Genomic DNA, 18,206 nt, shown 5'->3' on the forward strand with positions numbered 1-18,206 from the left:
TCTCCAGGATAAGCACGCAAAGTGAATAGCGGGTTCTTTCATTTGCTTAATCCCTGAGCCAGCAGCTGAACAAAGCAGTGATAATGTTGTCGGATTGCCTGAGTTTCCATTAAAATGGATCGGATCGATATAAGCACACAAAGGGGGAAGTGCTTACTTATTATGAAACATAAACCACAGATGATGAAAATGCGTTGGTTGGGTGCTGCAGTGGTGTTGTCACTGTATACCTCATCGGCACTGGCCTTTAACATCGACGATGTCGCAAAACAGGCAAAATCGATGGCAGGCAAGAGCTACGAAGCGCCGAAAAGTAACTTGCCCTCCGTTTTCCGCGACATGAAGTATGCGGACTATCAGCAGATCCAGTTCAATCACGATAAAGCGTACTGGAGCAATATCAAAACCCCGTTCAAGCTTGAATTTTATCATCAGGGTATGTACTTCGACACGCCTGTTGCCATCAATGAAGTGACGGCGACAGCGGTTCGTAAGATTAAGTACAGCCCGGATTATTTCAATTTTGGCAATGTGCAACACGATAAAGATACGGTGAAAGACCTGGGCTTCGCAGGCTTCAAGGTGCTTTACCCGATCAACAGCAAAGATAAAAACGACGAAATCGTCAGCATGCTGGGTGCCAGCTATTTCCGCGTCATTGGCGCGGGGCAGGTATACGGGCTTTCTGCGCGTGGTCTGGCTATTGATACCGCGCTGCCATCAGGTGAAGAGTTCCCACGTTTCCGTGAGTTCTGGATTGAGCGTCCAAAACCAACTGACAAACGTCTGACCATTTATGCGCTGCTGGATTCCCCGCGTGCAACCGGCGCCTATCGCTTTGTGATTATGCCGGGTCGTGACACGGTGGTTGACGTACAGTCCAAGGTTTACCTGCGTGACAAAGTAGGCAAACTGGGCGTTGCGCCACTGACCAGCATGTTCCTGTTTGGGCCGAACCAGCCGTCTCCGGCAACCAACTTCCGCCCGGAACTGCATGACTCCAACGGTCTGTCTATTCATGCCGGTAACGGTGAGTGGATCTGGCGTCCGCTGAATAACCCGAAACATCTGGCGGTGAGCAGCTTCGCAATGGAAAACCCGCAAGGTTTCGGCCTGCTACAGCGTGGTCGTCAGTTCTCCCGCTTTGAAGATTTGGACGATCGTTATGACCAGCGTCCAAGCGCCTGGGTCACGCCAAACGGTGACTGGGGTAAAGGTAAAGTCGAGCTGGTAGAAATTCCAACCAACGATGAAACCAACGATAACATCGTCGCTTACTGGACACCGGATCAGCTGCCGGAAGCCGGTAAAGAGATGAACTTCAAGTACACCATTACCTTCAGCCGCGACGAAGATAAGCTGCATGCGCCGGATAACGCGTATGTGATGCAGACTCGCCGCTCAACGGGTGATGTGAAGCAGTCTAATCTTATCCGTCAGCCTGACGGGACCGTGGCGTTTGTCGTGGACTTCACCGGCCAGGATATGAAGAAACTGTCGCCGGACACCGCCGTTGCCGCTCAGGCCAGCATCGGTGATAACGGTGAAATCGTTGAGAATACCGTGCGTTACAACCCGGTAACCAAAGGCTGGCGTCTGACCCTGCGCGTGAAAGTGAAAGATCCGAAACAGACCACTGAAATGCGTGCTGCGCTGGTCAGTAACGATCAGCCGCTGAGTGAAACCTGGAGCTATCAGCTACCTGCCAATGAATAATACATCTGAATATATTGATGCCATGCCGCTGACGGATATCGAAAAAGCGGCACTGCCTAAGAGCGACATCCGCGCGGTTCACACCGCGCTGGATGGTGAACATCGTCAGTTTTCCCGTGATGATGATACGCCGCTCGGGTCAGTCAAGGCCCGTCTGGAGCAGGCCTGGCCGGACTCGCTGGCGGAAGGGCAGTTGATTAAAGACGATGAAGGACGCGATCAGCTTCAGGCGATGCCGAAGGCCACGCGTTCCTCAATGTTCCCCGATCCATGGCGCACCAACCCGGTGGGCCGCTTCTGGGATCGCCTGCGCGGGCGTGATGTGACGCCGCGCTATCTGTCGCGCCTGACAAAAGAAGAGCAGGCGTCCGAACAGAAATGGCGTACCGTGGGGACCATCCGTCGCTATATCCTGCTGCTTCTTACGCTGGCGCAGACGGTCGTCGCGACCTGGTACATGAAAACCATCCTGCCTTATCAGGGCTGGGCGTTCATCAACCCGACGGACATGATGGGCCAGGATCTCTGGGTCTCCTTCATGCAGCTGCTGCCGTATATTCTGCAGAGCGGCATCCTTCTGCTGTTCGCGGTTCTCTTCTGCTGGGTCTCGGCCGGTTTCTGGACCGCGCTGATGGGCTTCCTGCAGCTGCTGATGGGGCGTGACAAATACAGCATTTCGGCGTCAACGGTCGGGGATGAACCCCTCAATCCCGAGCACCGTACCGCGCTGATTATGCCTATCTGTAACGAAGACGTTGACCGCGTATTTGCGGGCCTGCGTGCGACCTGGGAGTCCGTAAAGGCGACCGGTAACGCGGAGCATTTTGACGTTTACATCCTGAGCGACAGCTACAACCCGGATATCTGCGTTGCAGAACAAAAAGCGTGGATGGAGCTGATTGCAGAAGTGCAGGGCGAAGGGCAGATCTTCTACCGCCGTCGCCGCCGTCGTGTGAAGCGTAAAAGCGGTAACATCGATGACTTCTGCCGTCGCTGGGGTAATCAGTACAGCTATATGGTCGTGCTGGATGCGGACTCCGTCATGAGCGGTGACTGCCTGAGCGGTCTGGTGCGTCTGATGGAAGCCAACCCTAACGCGGGTATCATTCAGTCCTCGCCAAAAGCGTCCGGCATGGACACCCTTTATGCGCGCTGCCAGCAGTTCGCCACCCGTGTCTACGGGCCGCTGTTCACCGCGGGTCTGCACTTCTGGCAGCTGGGTGAGTCGCACTACTGGGGTCACAACGCCATCATCCGCGTGAAGCCGTTCATTGAGCACTGTGCGCTGGCGCCGTTGCCGGGTGAGGGGTCATTTGCAGGCTCTATTCTGTCGCATGACTTCGTGGAAGCAGCGCTAATGCGTCGTGCTGGCTGGGGCGTCTGGATTGCCTACGACCTGCCGGGATCGTACGAAGAGCTGCCGCCGAACCTGCTGGACGAGCTCAAGCGTGACCGCCGCTGGTGTCACGGTAACCTGATGAACTTCCGTCTGTTCCTTGTTAAAGGGATGCACCCGGTTCACCGTGCGGTGTTCCTGACGGGCGTGATGTCTTATCTCTCCGCACCGCTGTGGTTTATGTTCCTTGCGCTCTCCACTGCGCTGCAGGTGGTCCATGCCTTGACGGAGCCGCAATACTTCCTGCAACCGCGGCAGCTGTTCCCGGTGTGGCCGCAGTGGCGTCCGGAGCTGGCGATTGCGCTGTTTGCCTCCACCATGGTGCTACTGTTCCTGCCTAAGCTGCTCAGTATCATCCTGATCTGGTGCAAAGGCTCGAAAGAGTACGGCGGTTTCTTCCGCGTGACCCTTTCACTGCTGCTGGAAGTGCTGTTCTCCGTGCTGCTGGCACCGGTGCGTATGCTGTTCCACACCGTATTTGTGGTCAGTGCGTTCCTGGGCTGGGAAGTGGTCTGGAACTCACCGCAGCGTGATGACGACTCCACGCCGTGGAGCGAAGCCTTTATGCGCCACGGTTCTCAGCTGCTGCTGGGTCTGGTGTGGGCGGCCGGGATGGCCTGGCTGGATCTGCGCTTCCTGTTCTGGCTGGCGCCGATTGTCTTCTCGCTGATCCTGTCGCCGTTTGTCTCCGTGATCTCCAGCCGTTCAACGGTGGGGCTGCGGACCAAACGCTGGAAACTGTTCCTGATCCCGGAAGAGTATTCCCCGCCGCAGGTGCTGGTGGATACGGATCGTTATCTCGAGCAGAACCGCAATCGCACGCTGGATGATGGCTTTATGCACGCCGTGTTTAACCCGTCATTCAACGCCCTGGCAACGGCGATGGCCACTGCGCGCCACCGTGCCAGCCAGGTGCTGGAGATTGCCCGCGATCGTCACGTTGAGCAGGCGCTTAACGAGACCCCGGAAAAACTCAACCGCGACCGTCGACTGGTGCTGTTGAGCGACCCGGTGACAATGGCGCGTCTTCACTACCGCGTGTGGTCCGCTCCGGAGAAATACTCTTCGTGGGTAAACTACTATAAGGAACTGAAACTTAACCCGCTGGCGTTGAAGGCGAAGTAAGTTTTTAAGTAGGGCGGATAAGCGAAGCGCCATCCGCCAAATAAAATACCGGCTTAATTGCCGGTATTTTTTTAGAGGTTACTCATGAAAATAATCATCGTCGTCATGATGGCATGCCTGCTCAGCGGCTGCGGCAGTATCATCAGTCGCACCATTCCAGGGCAAGGCCACGGTAATCAGTATTACCCGGGGGTAAAATGGGATCTCCGTGACTCCGCATGGCGTTACCTGACCGTGCTCGATCTGCCGTTCTCGCTGATTTTCGACACGCTGTTGCTGCCGATTGATGCCAGCCATGGCCCTTACGAATAGCATAAATTAACGCTCGTCCCACTCATCGGCTGCGGTTTGACCTTCTTCCGTATCCAGCGGTGGCTCGAGCTGAAACTCACCCTCATCCCACTCGTGTAGGGTGTTCTCTTCCAGCCATTCCTGCCGAAGTTCGATTTCGTCATAGTCGCCATCGAAGACGGCCTGCGCACCTTCGCCGCTCAATATCGGCAAACATTCCCCTTCTTCACCTTCATCGGCAAAGAATTCGGCCTGCCACATAATATCCCCATCCTGCAGAACGTATTTTTGGATATTAAGCTGTTGCACGTCAGCATCTTCTTCTTCAACGCCGGGGTTGTCGGCGAGGAACTCTTCACGAGCGGCATCAATAGCTTCTTCCAGCGTGGCGTACATGGTCATTGGTGTCTCCCTGTTTTCCAGAAGGTTTCAGGGAAAGAATAGCTGAATATAAGATTCTGCAAGTATGAATGTGAAAATAAGACGTCACGCATTCAATGCCGCCCACTTAAGCGGTGCGGCACGAGAGTTCACCGCGTAACGGATTTTTGACATCTTAACTGCCCTCGGCCTTAATGGCTGGAGGCGTTTTGTTATGAACACCGCTTCCAGATCTCCACACATGTGCTCTAATTGTTTTTGGATTGACGGTATTCACCAGTACTGACATCTCCGATGGCGGCAGGCGGCGACATGGGCGGACCGTCGCTGAAAACGAGCAGGTCGTTGAGAAATGGCATAAGAAAACGGCTCCCTGTAGTGGAAGCCGTTATAGTGCCGCGGTAAAGAATCGGTCAACCGCTCCTTAACTGAAAGGCATTGCCCATTAAGCGGGGCTTTTTCTTGATTCAATATCAACGCTTCTTTTTTGGTTTGAATAAACGATCACTGACAATAAATGCAACTATCAGGAATATAACAGTAGATATTAATGCATAATCTTCCCAAAAGGTGACGGCAAGCATACCAAAAATAATAGTTAAACCAATAGGTATATAAACTTGCATAACAAGCCTAACTAATTCCTGCCACCACACGCTAAACATTTTTTTCATCGTACTATCCTAAGAATATCAGAAACAATATCGTTATCGCTTTTTTGGTATTGGTTGTGTACGTCAACACGATCAATTATTGGTTCAACCAGGAAGTATAACATTTCCAGATCACGATTATAGAGATCTCTATAGTACCGACTATGTTTATGTAAAAGACGTTCCGCAGCCTGTGAAGCTACCTGTGCGTACCCATATATTCCCGCCGCAGCTACACCACGCGTTGACCATTTGGTGAGTGCCGAGGAGATCGATACTTGCATTGAAAGACTTGAAGCCGCTAACGTAGCGATAGTGTACGCAATGGTAAACTTGGTAAGGGTGGCAGTTGTAAACCCAGCTCCTGCTTTAGACAAGATTAACGTAATGTTCCTGATGCGCTGATCTGAGAGATTTTCAAACATATAGTTTATATAGATTTCAAGCATATCTCTTATAGTGCCATGATGTTTTACGAGTACTACAAGAGCCTTCAAGAACCTCTTATCTTCTTGCTTCAAACGTGTACATACGTCCTGGTAGTTGTCGAGGAAACACGAGCTATACCACGAAAGCCTTTCCACCCCAGAGTATATTAAATGAGCCTGTTGTACGGCTTGCTGTTGAACACCAGCAAGGCTTTTATCCAGCAGGTTAGCCATGTAGCGATCAGCATCAAGTTTGTTCAGTATAAGCGAGTTGTAGCTCATGAATCCTTCCCATGTTTCTCCCTATCCATATTCCACATAACAGTAATAAACCTCCGAATAATAAACAAGATGTATCTACCGATGGAGGCAGGTCACGCCAGTACTCGAAAACCCGCAAGGCGTTATTACTCACTTTGCTCGACAGATGATAGTACTGAATCAAAGTGATTGGGGTCGGTACTACGTACCTAAAGTCTTTGCGAGTAATTACGCGTCGCCTTGCTCCTTGTCAGGGTTGCGGGCTGTTGAATCCCTTCGCGTACTTACCTACCTTATAGTGGTGATGTTCGATTACTCGACACATGATAGAATCGCCCTATGCAAACAGCAGGGAAAACAAAATGCAAATAATGAGGATGACATACGACGACATTGATAAAAATGGCTATGCCAAATTACACGTCTATGGAATAGGAACTTTCTCTGCATTCAGTGGGCAAAACCCATATACCAATGATCCCAGCTGTGCGTACTTACCAAACAGTGCAATACCTACTGGACGGTACTGGATAGTTGATAGGCCAACTGGCTCTACATTGAATAAGATCCGGGCATGGGGCGTTGATACAATCATAGGTAATGACCACTCCGAATGGTTTGCACTCTTCAGTGCTCAAACTATGACAGATAGCATAATGATTAATGGTGTATCGCGTGGTAGCTTCCGATTACATCCACTCAGGCCAGATGGTTCTGGTTTCTCAGAGGGGTGTATTACTTTCGTCAATCGACCCGATTTCTATACTGTACGTAGTCAGTTGCTCCGTACTAAAAAGGTTAAAGTACCAGGATCAAGGACTGGATTGATGGCTTATGGTTATGTTGATGTACAAGGGGGGAGCGACTATGCGAAGTGCAGGATTCGTTAAGAATGCGGCTATATACAGTATCTGTATTGTCTTTGCATGGTGGCTATCAAGTTTCGGTAAGCCTCTCAATGGACTAACTCAATGGGTCATGGATACCGCCTATAGTACTTTCGGTTCTGGCCTGAGTGGTTCATATGAAGCTGATGCAGATCCGGTAAGGTTCATCGCCTTAATCCTGATGGTACTTATCTACGCTACCATACTGTTCTTGCTCACACGTTTGGTACTAAGAAAGTTTCAGGCCAATCGCTAATACCTCATTTTATTAAGTACCCTCACTGCATATGGTGAGGGTATTTTTCAAATAGTCATATGTTCTGTTTTGGTGATTAATTCATGATTATTAGTAAATACCTATAAAGGTTAGCAGTACTAACATACTATAGGATTTACGAAATGATAAGAATAGAATTTAACACCTACGATGATGGGACATACTATTTCCTGTATGTTACAGAGGAAGTACGTATTGAAACTAATGGTTCTGATGGTTTGCAGATGGAAACCCGCGATTCGAGGGTAAGGGAATTGGGTGATCCGTTCCAGTACTTAACCATTAAACAGCGAAAGGATGAGTACTTTAACGAAAGTTTACATAATCAGCACATTGAGACCCTTATTGAAGCGGTAGAAAAACTATGTGCACTATTGAATGGCTAACATAGCAACTGCACATCTAAGAAGCGTTAACTATGGAAATTTAAAAATATCTTCTATATCTTTTTGAAAATATAACGAATCATTATGAAGCTCTGAATTTAAATTAATTAAATCAAATTTAAATATTTGTGCTTGTTCTTTGTCATTGTCTCGCAGGAAGCGGATATATAAGAATATTGTAATATTAGCTTGATAAAGTTTAAATGTGGAAAATTGTAATTCATCGGGAGGATTTATTTTCCATCTTCGGCAGGAATCAATCTTAGATTGTAATTTAGAATGTTGTATACCTAAGTCATTAATGCTTTTAATGTATACATTCAGGTCAAGAGTGTCATTGGCTTCGCTTGTTAAAACAGAAATTGCTTTGCGTGTTTGTATTAATAATTCGTCGTAGTCTGCCATAAGATTAATGACATGGTTTAGCCCTGTTTCATTTTTTTTATCCTTGATCCAGTTTGGAGCATTTTTGTAGGCAAGATATGCTACATATAAAGTACCAAGTGTTGAAAGAGAACCTACCCAATCACTAACATTTCCCCATTCTATCTTACTTAAGAGGTGTGGGTGTTTAGTCAGAAACATTAAGAACACTCCAATGACTAATAATACCATTGTTAAAATCCAAAATTTGTTTTTAAAGAAATTTTTCATTATATTCATTTAAGTTAAATTGTTATTGCTACTTTACCTTGAGAACAACACTTAGTAAACTTACTACTTCACGCCCCCCCACTATGGGTTGGTTTGTTGATGGTATGGGTGTGGCATGAAGCTTACTTTAAAATAAATTTCAACACAAATTAAAAAAACAGTTGGTATAGTAACTAAACAAAACCCCTCCCAGCATTTGATCTCAAGTCGATTTGTCAATAAATTATATTTATTAGCTCGGAAAAACTTTGGTCATTAGTATTTAACGTGATAATAGCTTCTCAGCGTTTATAGCAAAGTGCAGCTCATCTATCAGTAAGGTAATCCTATATCTTACCGCATCAACTTCTAAAGCATACTTTCTTGCGATATTATATGAGTTATCATAATCATTTAGATTGTTGTCGTATTCATGGCTTTCTATCTCATCTATTACTAAAATGGCTTGGCGCAGGCTGTGAACAAGTTTCCGAATAGGCTCTGTTATGTATAATGTATATTCTTTCAAAAAAATAGTGAGTTGTTTTTTAGTGTTTAGAGTATTCAAAACTATGATAGTATTATATTCATCCAAATCATCATTAAAAGATATTGATGTAGGTGATAGCAATGACTCAAAGTGCTGAAGGAGGGGCTTTATAATTTCTTTTTTTTCTTTAATATCATGATTTAGTATTGAAAATAGGAATTGCTGCTTGCTTTCCTTTAATTTGTTTCTGTTGTTATTTACCTGCACCAAATATGTTATTATACCTGTGATAATAGTACCAGAAAGGGTACCAACTACAGCAATATTATTGTTGATAAGTTGCAAGATGGAAACTTCTGCCATGACACCATTCCTTAACTATAAAAAATTAACTATCTTTCTTTATAAGCGATAAATTTTTATTTCATCCCAAAAAATCACACCTCATCAATTTTTTAGGATAGTATGTTTAAGCTATAATCATAAAATCTGTACGGATTTTAATTACCAGCATAATATGACTCATCAAAAACCATTTCGAAATCGCCATCAACATAAATGTTATCTGGAACAATCTTCCTATATCTAACATCCTTCCATACAATTGCAATGGAAGCTTCTTCATCATCGTACTTACTCTCCATAGTCTTTATTGCTCTACCCACCGCATGTACGTTAACGTTCTTAAAATTAAAAAAATCTTGGATCTCGATTATTTGCTTTCTAATTCTATTGAATGCTTCCATATAGTATTCTTTTGAGCTTTTATAATCAAACCCATCATCATCAAAATCATCCAAGCCTGTACTTATTTGATTATAAAAATGCTGTACTTCAATTGAATGGAGTCTTTCACATGTTCTGGACTTTAAATCAACCTCCCATTGTTGAAGAATTACATTTTCATATATACCATGGGATTCACTAATCATACCTAAAATGAAAGTAGATGTACTTTTTCTTACTTTAGGGAAAGTAATTCCGTTATTAGCTTGTTGGGCCATATAAAGCAAATCGCAAAACTCATGTTTGAATTTGTTTACTGCGACATAGTCATTTTTGATAACTACTATATTTTCATAATGATAAAATGCAGCGTTAGACCAATTAAAACTACCGGTAATTATTGTGCTGTCATCAATAATACAAAATTTATGATGAATTAATGCTGTAGATATTGGATTGCGTAATAAATGTACTTTATTCAACAACTGATAATTCACGATACCACTTAAATTCTTATAATTTATGGTATCGCCATTACAAAGTATGTGTACTTCGACACCTTCATTAATTTTTTTTAGGAGTAAATCCTGATATGATCTGAAACTTATCCAAGCGACACAAATCCAAATTCTTTCTTTTGCTCCACGCAATATTTTTTTAATCTCATAATCGATATCGTTAAAGTAGGTGTTAACTGTGATCTCTTTTTTCATTGTAATATCCATTTAATTTGCCACTGTTAATGTAATATATTGAATAATATCGTGTCTCACTGTTTGGCTTTATCCATCATCTCGATAATAAGATTTTTCGCTTCGACAGAACACAAAGCCACGTAGCTTTCTTCATCATTAGCGTTAATCTTTTCGATGCGTGTACTAAGTTCTTTGATGAATGTATTGCTTCTTATTAATCCAATGACAGAGTTAGCAAATTCATCTTTTTTCTTTTGAGAGTAAATTGATGGAACTAAAGTACTTACGGCAACCACTGTTCCCTGCCATTGTTGAGGGGTTACTGCTTCCTCAGTAGCTTTCCGTAAATCTTCCTCTTTTTTCTTTTTAAAAAAACGTTTAAAACCAAATATCAAAGTAGAGATAATAGCGTTAATTATTTGCTCTTGAACAGACTTTGGTAACTTAGTGAACAACTCAAAGAACTTTAAGATCGCAGCCAGCATAAAACTAACCTCGTATGTGTATAGATCGAAAAGATTATCATAAAGCACTTAAATAGTTCAATCACCAAAAATGGTAAATAAACAAAATAGGTTCTCCCTGAACTTTTTAAAGACCGCGTAGTTTCGCCACCGGATATAAACATTTGTGTGTGAACGAAATAACTATACCCGCACCGCAGTCAAAAAAGAACAACGCCAATTTCATTTAATTCACATTGGCAATTATATCTTACGGGACACTCACATAGTTTAAAAACAGCGTAAGAGCCATTGAGTTCTTCACTAACGTACTTTTCCATAAAATGGATATCATCTGGTTCACAAAAAAGATGAAACCCGACACCAAGATAATTACGCATTTTGTAGTTACACTGTCTAATAGCACTAATTTTCTTTTGGTCGGCCGCTAAGCCCCTAACCAATGATGCAACACGTTTAGTACATTTAAACTCTATAAAAATATAATCATCAGAGGGTGAGGATTTTTCACGCAGAATTAAATCTACTTTAGCAAGTCTGCTATCAGGGTAATCTATTGGATCGAGGTATATTGTGACTTCACGATGTAGCTCGTACTTCTTTTTTGAAGTGAGATAATGAGCAAATTCTATTTGCAGCCATTTTTCCCAATCATTAGTTTCTTTTTCAACAAAAGGATATAGCCGTTTTTTTATCTCATCTTTCTTCAAAAACCCGTTCAGCAATTTTACTAACAGAGAAAAATCATTGTTACGGTCTGACATTGTAAACCCTATAAATAAAATAAAAAGGATTAAAAATGGATATCTCATTAAGATCATTAGCGAGACAGTACGGATACGATGAATCTACAGTTCGAACTTGGGTAGAAAAGGGAATGCCGACAGGCACTGATTCTAACGCAAGAGGTTGGATTGTAGATAATGTACTAAAGCCGTTGCGTGATACTAATACAAAAGAACAAATTGAACAAGAACGTTTGAAGAAACTTTCAGCAGAAAGACAATTGGCAGAATTAGAATTAGCAGAAAAAAATGGGCTGGTGGTCAGTGCTGAATATGTAGAACAAATATTAACAGAATATCTTTTTCAGATTAAAACAGCAGTGCGTGCAATACCATCAAAAACTTACCTTGAATTATTTGCACAGAAAGATGCAAAGGATTTACGCGACGTATTAAGAACTCATATTGATAATACATTATACCAATTAGACTCAATGGAATTTGAGTTACCAGATGACATGGAAATATTAGAGGATGGAAACAAACAAGAAGAAATTAACAAAGATACTGAAGAAAGTACTACCGACGATAAAACCGCCGAAGATACAGAAAACCAGTGAGTGGATCAGCAATGGTGTAGTGAAGTTTGTCGATGGTCCGAATATGGGTCTTGATTGGGTTCCGTTTAGTTTTCAAAAAGAACCAATGGATATAGCTCAAGAGCGTGGTACTAAAAAGATAGTAATTCAATCTTGTTTCCAGCTATTGAAAACTACCGTACTTCAATCAATCGCATTTAGTCTAATGGCAAATGATCCCTGTAACTTTGCTTTTGGTAGTAGTTCTGAGTCAGAAGTGAAGAAATTCAAGGATGGTAAATTCCTTCCGGCAGTAGAAACAAGTGAAGTACTAAAGCCATTAGTTACTAATAAGAATGATAAGAATGATAAGAATGATAAGAATGATAAGAATGATAAGAATGATAAGAATGATAAGAATGATAAGAATGATAAGAATGCCGCAAATAACTCTAAACAAACACAAATGGTGAACGGTACTTTCATTTATTGGTTGAACCTCAATACACCTGGAAATCTTCGCGGTATCACAACACGTGTTGTTCTATTAGATGAGGTTAGTAACTGCGAAATTACTGATGAAGGGAATCCAATAAAATTAGCAGAAGCACGTACCAGTACCTTTGGTAGTGATTCATTGGTGGTTGTATCCTCAACACCTTTGTATAAAGATGATTTAATTAATGCGGAATATAATCTATCTGATAAACGCCGTTACTTTGTTACACATTCTTGCGATCATGAGTATATTTTTGAATGGGAGCAGGTAGCATTCGAATTTAAATATTTAGAGAATGGTAGAGCAATTCCAGATAGTACAACTACCCGTTTAATATGTCCGTGCTGTGAACAGGAAATTGATGAACATACACGACATCAAATGATTGATAAAGGGCGATGGGTTGCAACTAATCCAGATGGGGAACCTGGTGTAGTAGGTTATCAAATTAGCCGTATGTATTCCCCATTGAATACGATTACTGAAATGGTAAGTAAGTTTGCTGATGCCCTTTATAACTTCAATCTACAAACATTCTATAACAACGAACTTGGATTACCTTATGAGGATGAATATCAAAAGGAATTAGATATTCTCCAATTGGAATCACTACGCGAAGATGAATTTAACCTACATAAAATCCCTGAAAGTACGTTAGGTATTTGTATATCAGTTGACCAGCAAATTGATAGATGCGAAGCCACTATATTAGGCTTTGATGAGAAGAGCATATATGTACTTGGTCACGAATTCTTTTATGGTCACGATGTAACTAAAATCGAATCACAAGCCTGGAAAGACCTTGATCAGTTCTGTAGGCAAGATTTCCGCACGGTAGAAGGTCGTTTAGTACCAACTCTCGCAGTATTCGTGGACAGTTCGAATGGTAACGCTACTGATACGGTTAAGAAGTTCACAGTACGTTGGGCTAAGTACCATCCTATTAAGGGTTCCAGCTCCACTACTGGTGATCTCTTCAAGGAATCAACACAGGCTGGTTACAAGCTACAGATCCTAAACGTACATGATCAAAAGAATACGATACGTAAACTTCTCAATCTGATGCTTAGTACTGAAGCAGATAATGCACCTGTGAAGCTCCGCTTTAGTAGTTCATTACCAACTGATTATTTTGAACAGCTATCAGCCGAAGAGTTAAAACCTGCTGGCTGTAAATTAGTATGGCGATTAAAGAAAGGCCAGAGAAGGAATGAAAGTCTTGATTGTCTTTGTTATGGTCTTATTGCTATTGCCTACGCTCAATCTAAATTAGGTAATCAACCATTTAAAAAATTACGCGAATATAAACAATCTGAAAGTAATAACAAAAACAAAATAAATAAAGCAGAAGAACCAAAAAATACACCTACCAGACGTAGACGTACAGGTATGGGTTCTAATTGGTTCGGCAAAATTTATAATTGGATCATAGTACCAGTACTGGATGCTTTCGGTATCGTGGTTATTCAAGTACCGTTAGGTCAACTACTACAAGTACTATTGATCATGATTGGTGGAAACTAAAAAAAAGCCCCAAACGGGGCTTTTTTTACAAGTCAAATTTATGAAAAAGCCAATAACGCTTAGTCTCGGGTAAGACAAAGTTGACTCCAAGCGGATTGTTTAACTGGTTTTGTTTTATCAATAGTTCGAAAATACCGTGGTAGATATTTTCAACTTTAATTTGTTTATACAGCGTGCCATTAATGTATCTTTGTAGGAATCCTGCTACTAAGTCTGCTACTTGAATACCAATGCTATTCTTAGAATCTTCGAACACAAGTTCAAAAGTCTCTTTCAATTCATAATCACTATTTGGGACGCTATCTTTATTTTTTAATTCTGATTTAAGAATGTTGGTCAAGCAATATTTTAGTGTTTTAGAATATTCATATGTTGTATCATGGATAACTTTAATATTCTTGAGATTCTTTTTATGGTGTTTATTCAAACGAGCTGCAATGTTATAAAAGCTGTAAACTAATGGTAACATTTTCACTTCATTACCACTACTATCAAAATCAGGCAACATCATAAAATATTTCGCAGCACTGTCAATATTGTTTTCTTTTTTAAATTCTTCATAATCACTGATTGTGATTTCAATCATTTTTAATGCAAAATTATCCTGTGGGTTTGACCCAGAAAAAAATGCCTTCAAAACATCGATTAAATCATAGAAACTCTTCTCTGTTCGAAGTTGACACATTTCCATATATCTCTTGAAACATTCTTCTGGTGCATGTTCTGTGATTCTCTCAGCTATCATGTTTCGTATGACATTTGCTTGTTGTATCTCATTTTCATCACTTTGAGGAAAAATCAAGTTTTGCACTATAGCTATTGAGATATTATGTTTTTTATCTGCAACCTCACATATTATGGGGATGCTGTGATCAACCAAAAATAAAGATATTAACAAAATTAATTTAGGGTTTTTGAAATAAAAATCTTCTGATTTTAATTCTTGATTATCAGGTATATCAAATCTTTTTTTTAATACTGTAATGAAAGCCTCGATCATCCTGAGACTCTCAGTACTAAAGCCAATACATGAATGAGCAAAAATAGGTTGATTTGAAAAATTTATATCCTTTTTCCTGTTAATAATATCACCAGTGTTTCCGCTTTCATCCATGTAATAATTCATCTTACCAATCTCAATTAACAGTAGTTTTAAATCCATTAAGGTTTGTATGTTCTGTACGTGTTGCCTTTAGAACTACTTCACCTGATTCTATAAGAATTATGTCGAAATCTTCGATTTCTGTTTGTTGCATCGTTCCTTTTGAACGCATTCTTTGTCTTACATAACGGTACTTATCTTTTGGGTACTCGCGTTCAAATTGTTCTTCAGTCATTGCAAACCCTCCTAAATACCCGTACACAAATTGTACAAGGGTATTTTATGGCAAGAATTACTAAAAAGGAATCAGCATTACACATTCAAGTAATGGATTTAATCCACTCTGATAAGCAACTCACATAAGACAATAAAGAGTTTATCTTCAACAACTACAAAGGTGATGGAATAGGGACTACTGGTGCTTTCTTCACCCCTGAAATGCTCGCATGGGATTTCATACTTGAAGCTGGCTGTACTGGTCAGTGTATCGAACTATGTGCGGGTATCGGTCGCCTCAGTTACTACCAGTACTTAAGGAATAAACCCACGCACATCACATGTGTAGAACTTAATCCAGAGTACGTAATGATCGGGAAGAGGGTACTACCAGAAGCGGAATGGATCACAGGTGACGCTCTACAGTACTCACCAGACCGGTTCTATGATGTTGCCTATGGCAATCCACCTTTCGGTAAGATCAACACTTCAGAAGCGTTTACAGGCCGTTATAAGGGCAGTGAGTTTGAATACAAGGTGATTGAACATGCAAGTACCTTATCCTCATATGGTGTATGGATAGTACCGCAGGGTTCAGCCGGGTTTAAGTACTCTGGACATAGGTACTATGACGCTTCAGTACAAACTGCTAAGTATCAGAAGTTCGTGGATGATACGGGGTACACGTTTCAACCTGGGGTGGGGATTGATACCAGTATCTACAAGGATGAATGGAATGGCACGAAAGTGATTTGTGAGAGCGTTTTAGTCGATTATGACGGCACTAATTTATGATGTATTTTACTTTACGCTTCTTCCAGCGTGGCGTACATGGTCATTGGTGTCTCCCTGTTTTCCAGAAGGTTTCAGGGAAAGAATAGCTGAATATAAGATTCTGCAAGTATGAATGTGAAAATAAGACGTCACGCATTCAATGCCGCCCACTTAAGCGGTGCGGCACGAGAGTTCACCGCGTAACGGATTTTTGACATCTTAACTGCCCTCGGCCTTAATGGCTGGAGGCGTCTTGTTATGAACGCCGCTTCCAGATCTCCACACATGTGCTCTAATTGTTTCTGGATTGACGGTATTCACCAGAACTGACATCTCTGACGGCATTTTTTAGTTTTCTGCCTCGCGCCGTATCAGGTTATAGAACAGCAACATTCCCCGGACCTCCTGCTCCAGCAGGTCAACCCTGCGGCTTCTCAGTACCAGGGAATTATCCAGCATGCTGCTTTTCAGGTTTCTGCACCCAACCTCGATTTCCCTCCGGGAGTGATAATGCTCTGCCACGTCATTCACCTCAAAATGACCGCCGGCATATCAGAACTCCGGCAGGCGGCGACATGGGCGGACCGTCGCTGAAAACGAGCAGGTCGTTGAGAAATGGCATAAGAAAACGGCTCCCTGTAGTGGAAGCCGTTATAGTGCCGCGGTAAAGAATCGGTCAACCGCTCCTTAACTGAACGGCATTGCCCATTAAGCGGGGCTTTTTCTTGATTCAATATCAACGCTTCTTTTTTGGTTTGAATAAACGATCACTGACAATAAATGCAACTATCAGGAATATAACAGTAGATATTAATGCATAATCTTCCCAAAAGGTGACGGCGAGCATACCAAAAATAATAGTTAAACCAATAGGTATATAAACTTGCATAACAAGCCTAACTAATTCCTGCCACCACACGCTAAACATTTTTTTCATCGTACTATCCTAAGAATATCAGAAACAATATCGTTATCGCTTTTTTGGTATTGGTTGTGTACGTCAACACGATCAATTATTGGTTCAACCAGGAAGTATAACATTTCCAGATCACGATTATAGAGATCTCTATAGTACCGACTATGTTTATGTAAAAGACGTTCCGCAGCCTGTGAAGCTACCTGTGCGTACCCATATATTCCCGCCGCAGCTACACCACGTGTTGACCATTTGGTGAGTGCCGAGGAGATCGATACTTGCATTGAAAGACTTGAAGCCGCTAACGTAGCGATAGTGTACGCAATGGTAAACTTGGTAAGGGTGGCAGTTGTAAACCCAGCTCCTGCTTTAGACAAGATTAACGTAATGTTCCTGATGCGCTGGTCTGAGAGATTTTCAAACATATAGTTGATATAGATTTCAAGCATCTCTCTTATAGTGTCATGATGTTTTACGAGTACTACAAGAGCCTTCAATAACCTCTTATCTTCTTGCTTCAAACGTGTACATACGTCCTGGTAGTTGTCGAGGAAGCACGAGCTATACCACGAAAGCCTTTCCACCCCAGAGTATATTAAATGAGCCTGTTGTACGGCTTGCTGTTGAACTCCAGCAAGGCTTTTATCCAGCAGGTTAGCCATGTAGCGATCAGCATCAAGTTTGTTCAGTATAAGCGAGTTGTAGCTCATGAATCCTTCCCATGTTTCTCCCTATCCATATCCCACATAACAGTAATAAACCTCCGAATAATAAACAAGATGTATCTACCGATGGAGGCAGATCACGCCAAAAGCGTATGCAGGCCGTTATAATTGCAGTGAGTTTGAATACAAGGTAATTGAACATGCAGGCACCTTATCCTCATATGGGGTATAGATAGTACTCCAGGATTCGGCAGGGTTTAAGTACTCTGGACATAGGTACTATGGCGCTTCAGTACAAACAGCGAAGTACCAGAAGTTTGTAAATTATACGGGGTATACGTTTCAACCTAGGGTAGGGATTGATACCAGTATCTACGAAGATGAATGGAACGGTACAA

The 18,206-nt window shown here is 42.4% G+C and carries 19 protein-coding genes and 1 pseudogene; 7 read left to right on the forward strand and 13 right to left on the reverse strand.

What is annotated here, in order from left to right; translation table 11 throughout:
* Nucleotides 1-162 precede the first annotated feature (162 nt).
* The 3 genes from mdoG (at nt 163) to OTG14_RS04130 (ending at nt 4,549) form a co-directional block, all read left to right on the forward strand.
* A complete protein-coding gene (mdoG, locus tag OTG14_RS04120) occupies nt 163-1,716 on the forward strand; it encodes a glucans biosynthesis protein MdoG (protein WP_021240787.1) in 1,554 nt (517 codons plus the stop codon).
* Nucleotides 1,709-4,237: a glucans biosynthesis glucosyltransferase MdoH gene (gene mdoH, locus OTG14_RS04125; RefSeq protein WP_157188919.1), complete on the forward strand. Its 2,529-nt coding sequence runs from the start codon at nt 1,709-1,711 to the stop codon at nt 4,235-4,237. Before mdoG ends, mdoH begins: the two co-directional genes overlap by 8 nt.
* A gap of 84 nt (nt 4,238-4,321) precedes the next feature.
* Complete coding sequence (locus OTG14_RS04130) at nt 4,322-4,549, forward strand: YceK/YidQ family lipoprotein (RefSeq protein ID WP_157188920.1); 228 nt, start codon at nt 4,322-4,324, stop codon at nt 4,547-4,549.
* Between the two features lie 6 nt (nt 4,550-4,555).
* Here OTG14_RS04130 and OTG14_RS04135 read toward each other — a convergent pair whose 3' ends face one another.
* The 3 genes from OTG14_RS04135 to OTG14_RS04150 all read right to left on the reverse strand — a co-directional run bounded on the left by OTG14_RS04135 (nt 4,556) and on the right by OTG14_RS04150 (nt 6,272).
* Entirely contained in the window at nt 4,556-4,930 is a 375-nt protein-coding gene (locus OTG14_RS04135; protein ID WP_023311118.1) for a MysB family protein, read from the reverse strand.
* A 452-nt stretch (nt 4,931-5,382) separates the two neighbouring features.
* On the reverse strand, nt 5,383-5,583 hold the full coding sequence (locus OTG14_RS04145) for a hypothetical protein (RefSeq protein WP_048990092.1): 201 nt from the start codon (nt 5,581-5,583) through the stop codon (nt 5,383-5,385).
* Nucleotides 5,580-6,272 carry a hypothetical protein gene (locus OTG14_RS04150; protein ID WP_248272251.1) on the reverse strand — a complete coding sequence of 231 codons (693 nt, stop codon included), beginning with the start codon at nt 6,270-6,272 and terminating at the stop codon, nt 5,580-5,582. The genes OTG14_RS04145 and OTG14_RS04150 overlap by 4 nt, the downstream gene beginning before the upstream one ends.
* 356 nt (nt 6,273-6,628) lie before the next feature.
* On the opposite strand from OTG14_RS04150, the gene OTG14_RS04155 reads away from it, so the two are divergent.
* Nucleotides 6,629-7,141 (forward strand): DUF2778 domain-containing protein, encoded by a 513-nt coding sequence (locus OTG14_RS04155; protein ID WP_342453699.1) that lies wholly within the window; start codon nt 6,629-6,631, stop codon nt 7,139-7,141.
* Between the two features lie 690 nt (nt 7,142-7,831).
* Here the strand turns inward: OTG14_RS04155 and OTG14_RS04160 are convergent.
* From OTG14_RS04160 to OTG14_RS04180, 5 genes are all read right to left on the reverse strand, one after another.
* Complete coding sequence (locus tag OTG14_RS04160; protein ID WP_267214621.1) at nt 7,832-8,455, reverse strand: hypothetical protein; 624 nt, start codon at nt 8,453-8,455, stop codon at nt 7,832-7,834.
* 262 nt (nt 8,456-8,717) lie between these two features.
* Entirely contained in the window at nt 8,718-9,287 is a 570-nt protein-coding gene (locus tag OTG14_RS04165) for a hypothetical protein (protein ID WP_267214622.1), read from the reverse strand.
* Between the two features lie 137 nt (nt 9,288-9,424).
* On the reverse strand, nt 9,425-10,363 hold the full coding sequence (locus OTG14_RS04170; protein ID WP_267214623.1) for a phospholipase D-like domain-containing protein: 939 nt from the start codon (nt 10,361-10,363) through the stop codon (nt 9,425-9,427).
* Between the two features lie 56 nt (nt 10,364-10,419).
* Nucleotides 10,420-10,830 carry a hypothetical protein gene (locus tag OTG14_RS04175; protein WP_267214624.1) on the reverse strand — a complete coding sequence of 137 codons (411 nt, stop codon included), beginning with the start codon at nt 10,828-10,830 and terminating at the stop codon, nt 10,420-10,422.
* Between the two features lie 179 nt (nt 10,831-11,009).
* Nucleotides 11,010-11,573 carry a hypothetical protein gene (locus OTG14_RS04180; protein ID WP_267214625.1) on the reverse strand — a complete coding sequence of 188 codons (564 nt, stop codon included), beginning with the start codon at nt 11,571-11,573 and terminating at the stop codon, nt 11,010-11,012.
* 35 nt (nt 11,574-11,608) lie between these two features.
* Here OTG14_RS04180 and OTG14_RS04185 point away from each other — a divergent pair, with 35 nt between their 5' ends.
* Complete coding sequence (locus tag OTG14_RS04185) at nt 11,609-12,154, forward strand: terminase small subunit (protein ID WP_267214626.1); 546 nt, start codon at nt 11,609-11,611, stop codon at nt 12,152-12,154.
* Complete coding sequence (locus OTG14_RS04190) at nt 12,069-14,135, forward strand: terminase gpA endonuclease subunit (RefSeq protein WP_267214627.1); 2,067 nt, start codon at nt 12,069-12,071, stop codon at nt 14,133-14,135. The genes OTG14_RS04185 and OTG14_RS04190 overlap by 86 nt, the downstream gene beginning before the upstream one ends.
* Nucleotides 14,136-14,160: 25 nt before the next feature.
* Here OTG14_RS04190 and OTG14_RS04195 read toward each other — a convergent pair whose 3' ends face one another.
* Together OTG14_RS04195 and OTG14_RS04200 are read right to left on the reverse strand one after the other, a co-directional pair.
* Entirely contained in the window at nt 14,161-15,249 is a 1,089-nt protein-coding gene (locus OTG14_RS04195; RefSeq protein WP_267214628.1) for a DUF3800 domain-containing protein, read from the reverse strand.
* 22 nt (nt 15,250-15,271) lie between these two features.
* A complete protein-coding gene (locus tag OTG14_RS04200) occupies nt 15,272-15,472 on the reverse strand; it encodes a hypothetical protein (protein ID WP_267214629.1) in 201 nt (66 codons plus the stop codon).
* 350 nt (nt 15,473-15,822) lie between these two features.
* On the opposite strand from OTG14_RS04200, the gene OTG14_RS04205 reads away from it, so the two are divergent.
* Nucleotides 15,823-16,248, forward strand: coding sequence for a class I SAM-dependent methyltransferase (locus tag OTG14_RS04205; RefSeq protein WP_267214630.1), 426 nt, complete (start codon nt 15,823-15,825; stop codon nt 16,246-16,248).
* A gap of 128 nt (nt 16,249-16,376) precedes the next feature.
* Here OTG14_RS04205 and OTG14_RS04210 read toward each other — a convergent pair.
* The 3 genes and pseudogenes from OTG14_RS04210 to OTG14_RS04220 form a co-directional block, all read right to left on the reverse strand.
* A pseudogene (locus OTG14_RS04210) lies at nt 16,377-16,764 on the reverse strand (IS4 family transposase); the annotation flags it as partial.
* Between the two features lie 199 nt (nt 16,765-16,963).
* A complete protein-coding gene (locus OTG14_RS04215) occupies nt 16,964-17,164 on the reverse strand; it encodes a hypothetical protein (RefSeq protein WP_048990092.1) in 201 nt (66 codons plus the stop codon).
* Complete coding sequence (locus OTG14_RS04220; RefSeq protein ID WP_267214631.1) at nt 17,161-17,853, reverse strand: hypothetical protein; 693 nt, start codon at nt 17,851-17,853, stop codon at nt 17,161-17,163. The genes OTG14_RS04215 and OTG14_RS04220 overlap by 4 nt, the downstream gene beginning before the upstream one ends.
* Nucleotides 17,854-18,206 lie beyond the last annotated feature (353 nt).

Source organism: Enterobacter pseudoroggenkampii (genome assembly GCF_026420145.1).
Lineage (GTDB): Bacteria > Pseudomonadota > Gammaproteobacteria > Enterobacterales > Enterobacteriaceae > Enterobacter > Enterobacter pseudoroggenkampii.